The 3163-nt window shown below is 60.9% G+C and carries 4 protein-coding genes; 2 read left to right on the forward strand and 2 right to left on the reverse strand.

The window, feature by feature from the left end; all coding sequences use genetic code 11:
• The first annotated feature begins 31 nt into the window (after nt 1-31).
• Both I5W_RS19810 and I5W_RS19815 read left to right on the forward strand, forming a co-directional pair.
• Nucleotides 32-859 (forward strand): RNA methyltransferase, encoded by an 828-nt coding sequence (locus I5W_RS19810; RefSeq protein WP_044530518.1) that lies wholly within the window; start codon nt 32-34, stop codon nt 857-859.
• Between the two features lies 1 nt (nt 860).
• Nucleotides 861-1583 (forward strand): pseudouridine synthase, encoded by a 723-nt coding sequence (locus tag I5W_RS19815; RefSeq protein ID WP_017450629.1) that lies wholly within the window; start codon nt 861-863, stop codon nt 1581-1583.
• An 80-nt stretch (nt 1584-1663) separates the two neighbouring features.
• Here the strand turns inward: I5W_RS19815 and hslO are convergent, their stop codons facing one another.
• Both hslO and I5W_RS19825 read right to left on the reverse strand, forming a co-directional pair.
• The gene (gene hslO / locus I5W_RS19820) at nt 1664-2593 is read right to left on the reverse strand and encodes an Hsp33 family molecular chaperone HslO (protein WP_044530519.1); all 930 of its coding nucleotides are present in this window, start codon (nt 2591-2593) and stop codon (nt 1664-1666) included.
• A gap of 20 nt (nt 2594-2613) precedes the next feature.
• Nucleotides 2614-3138, reverse strand: a complete 525-nt coding sequence (locus I5W_RS19825) for a gamma carbonic anhydrase family protein (RefSeq protein ID WP_017450633.1) — start codon at nt 3136-3138, stop codon at nt 2614-2616.
• Nucleotides 3139-3163: the final 25 nt, after the last annotated feature.

The following is a 3163-nucleotide window of genomic DNA, read 5'->3' on the forward strand; positions in this document are numbered from 1 at the left end:
CTGACCTGGGGCGCGAATCCCGCTATTTTAAATGAACAAGCAAGTGTCAGGACAATCTCTTTTCAGTCGTTTGCGTTTCGTGCTGGTCAATACCAGCAGTCCCGGCAACATCGGCTCGGCTGCACGGGCCATCAAGACCATGGGCTTTTCGGAGCTGGTGCTGGTCAATCCGCGCTTTCCAGATGCGGTCAAGGAAGATGAAGCCATTGCCTTCGCCAGCGGCGCCATCGATGTGTTGCAACATGCACGCATCGTTGGCAGCGTGGAAGAGGCGTTGCAGGGATGCAACTTCGCCGCCGCCGTCAGCGCTCGCTTGCGCGAATTCTCGCCGCCGGTGGTGTCGCCGCGCGCGCTGGCGGGGCAGTTGTCGCGCGATACCGGCTTGAATGCGGCGCTGCTGTTCGGCAACGAGCGCTTCGGTCTACCCAACGAAGTGGTGCAGAAATGTAACGCCTTGCTCAATATCCCGGCCAATCCCGAGTATTCCTCGCTGAACCTGTCGCAGGCGGTGCAGGTACTGGCCTATGAATGCCGCATGACCGAGCTGGAAGTGCAAGGTGGTCCGATGCAGACCAGCGGCGACGCCCGTGCGCCCGGTGAGGTGGGTTTCCAAGGGCAGAGCGCCAGCGTGGCCGAGATCGAGGGCATGTTTGCGCACTTGGAGCAGGCGCTTGTGGCCATCGATTTTCTCAATCCCGACAATCCCAAGAAATTGATGCCGCGCTTGAAACGCATGTTTTCGCGCGCCCAACTGGAGACCGAAGAAGTCAACATCTTGCGCGGCATCGCCCGCCAGATTCTGGAACCGAAGCAGGCCAAGGCCGGCAAGCAGGAACAAAACGAACAAGGAGAAGGCTGATATGGCCAAGCTGACCCTGGACCGCATCCTGCAATCGCAGGGGTTCGGTTCGCGCAAATACTGTCGTGAATTGATCGACGATGGTGAAGTCTCGATCAATGGCGAAGTGGTGGACGACTACCGTGCCACACCGGACACCGACGGTCTGGTGCTGACCATCTTCGAGGAAGAGTGGGAATACCGCGAGCATGTCTACATCGCCATCAACAAGCCGCCCAACATCGAGTGTTCCCGCAAGCCCAGCCATCATCCGGGCGTGCTGACCCTGTTGCCGGAACAATTCACCTGGCGCGATGTGCAGCCGGTGGGGCGACTGGATCATGACACCACGGGCTTGCTGCTGATGTCGGATGATGGCGCCTTCATCCATGCCCAATCCTCCCCCAAGCGCCACGTGCCCAAGGTCTACGCGGCCACCACGGCTGAACCGGTGACCGAGGCGCTCATTGCGCAATTGAAGGCAGGCGTGCAACTGCATGACGAACCGGCGCCACTGGCGGCGACCCGCTGCCGCCAACTGGGCGAGAAGCTGCTGGAAATCGTGTTGGAACAGGGCAAGTATCACCAGGTCAAGCGCATGTTGGCCGCGGCCGGCAATCATTGCAGCGCCTTGCGGCGTACCGCCATTGGCGGGCTGCAGCTTGACGCGCTGGAACTGGAAGAGGGGGAGTGGACTTATCTGGATGCGCAGCAGATGGCGTTGCTGGTGCCGGATGCGGAGTAATACGGTCGCTGTTCAATGAAAAACGCCATCGGCTGCAAACCGATGGCGTTTTTCATGGCTGATTGAGCGCCGCGAATTGCTCAATGCCGCGCGCCACTCGCCTCGCTGGCGCTGCCCACATCGGCCACGAACAACTGCGCGCAATCGACTGCATCAAACTCGTAGTGCTGTCCGCAGAAGTCGCAATCGATGGCCAGTTTGTCCATCTGTGACAGGGCTTCGGCCACTTCTTCCTGGCCCAGCATCTTCAACATGTTGCCCACCTTCTCGCGCGAGCAGGAGCAGTGGAACTGCGGATGCACCGGGTCGAAGACGCGAATGGTCTGTTCCCAGAACAGGCGATGCATCAATGTCGCGATGTCGGTGCAGAGCAATTCCTCGCGCTTCAAGGTATCGCCCAGCATGACCATGTGGTTCCAGGCTTCCAGTTCACCTTCGGGCTGGGCGGTCGGGGCGGCAGTGCCGCCGATGGACGGCAGCTTTTGCAGCAGCAGGCCGCGCGAGACGTTTTCGTCCGCCGCCAGCCATAGCTTGGTGTCGAGCTGTTCGGAACGCAGCATGTAGTTTTCGATCACGGTGGCCACGCTCTCGCCATCGAGCGGCACCACGCCCTGGTAGGCTTGCTGGCCGGGCAGCTTGTCCTTGGGATCAAGGGTGATGACGAAACGGCCATGGCCAGCGGCATTGACCAGATCGGTCAGGGTGGCATCGTCGGCAATCTCGGCGTCGTCGGCCAGCTTGGCGGTGGCACGCAGTTGCAGCTCGGAGTCGCATTCGACCACCAGCAGCTTGACCGGGCCATCGCCATGGATCTGCATGACGATCATGCCGTTGAACTTCAGATTGGCCGAGAGCAGGGCGGCCGCGGCTAGCATCTCGCCCAGCAGGGTGCGTACCGCGACCGGATAGTCGCGGCGGGCTTGCACCTGGCGCCAGGTGTCGGAAATCTCGACCAGCTCGCCCCGCACGGGAGCGTTGTCGACCAGGAATTTTTGCAGCGTGTCTTTCATTGTTTCCTTTGCTTGGCCACTCAGGCGATGCGCTTGAGCTGGGCCTTGAACTGTTGCGCGCGCTGGACATAACTGTCCGTACCGGCCTGCATACGCGCGATGTCTTCTTCGCTCAACTGGCGCACCGCCTTGGCGGGGGCGCCGATGATGAGCGAATTGTCCGGGAACTCCTTGCCTTCGGTCACCAGGGCTCCGGCGCCGACCAGGCAATTCTTGCCGATCCGGGCACCGTTGAGCACCACCGCCTGGATACCGATCAGGGCGCCGTCGCCGATGGTGCAGCCATGCAGCATGGCCTGGTGCCCCACGGTGACGTTCTTGCCGATCACCATCGGATAGCCCACATCGGTATGCAGCACCGCCCCTTCCTGCACATTGCTGTTCTCACCGACGGTGATGAGTTCATTGTCGCCACGGATGGTGACGTTGAACCAGACGCTGGAATGGGCCTCCATCCTGACCTTGCCCACCACGGTGGCGGATTCGGCCACGAAGGCGGTGTCGTCGATGTCGGGGATGTGTTGCTCCAATTGGTAGATGGCCATAATAAAATTGTCTCCTCTGAGCGGT

The organism is Herbaspirillum sp. B65 (genome assembly GCF_000333555.1).
Lineage (GTDB): Bacteria > Pseudomonadota > Gammaproteobacteria > Burkholderiales > Burkholderiaceae_D > Herbaspirillum > Herbaspirillum rubrisubalbicans.

Bases quoted from the DNA above. Each gene is read 5' to 3' on its own strand.
- I5W_RS19810 (WP_044530518.1), top strand. From the start codon at position 32: ATGAACAAGCAAGTGTCAGGACAATCTCTTTTCAGTCGTTTGCGTTTC.
- I5W_RS19815 (WP_017450629.1), top strand. From the start codon at position 861: ATGGCCAAGCTGACCCTGGACCGCATCCTGCAATCGCAGGGGTTCGGT.
- hslO (WP_044530519.1), bottom strand. From the start codon at position 2,593: ATGAAAGACACGCTGCAAAAATTCCTGGTCGACAACGCTCCCGTGCGG.
- I5W_RS19825 (WP_017450633.1), bottom strand. From the start codon at position 3,138: ATGGCCATCTACCAATTGGAGCAACACATCCCCGACATCGACGACACC.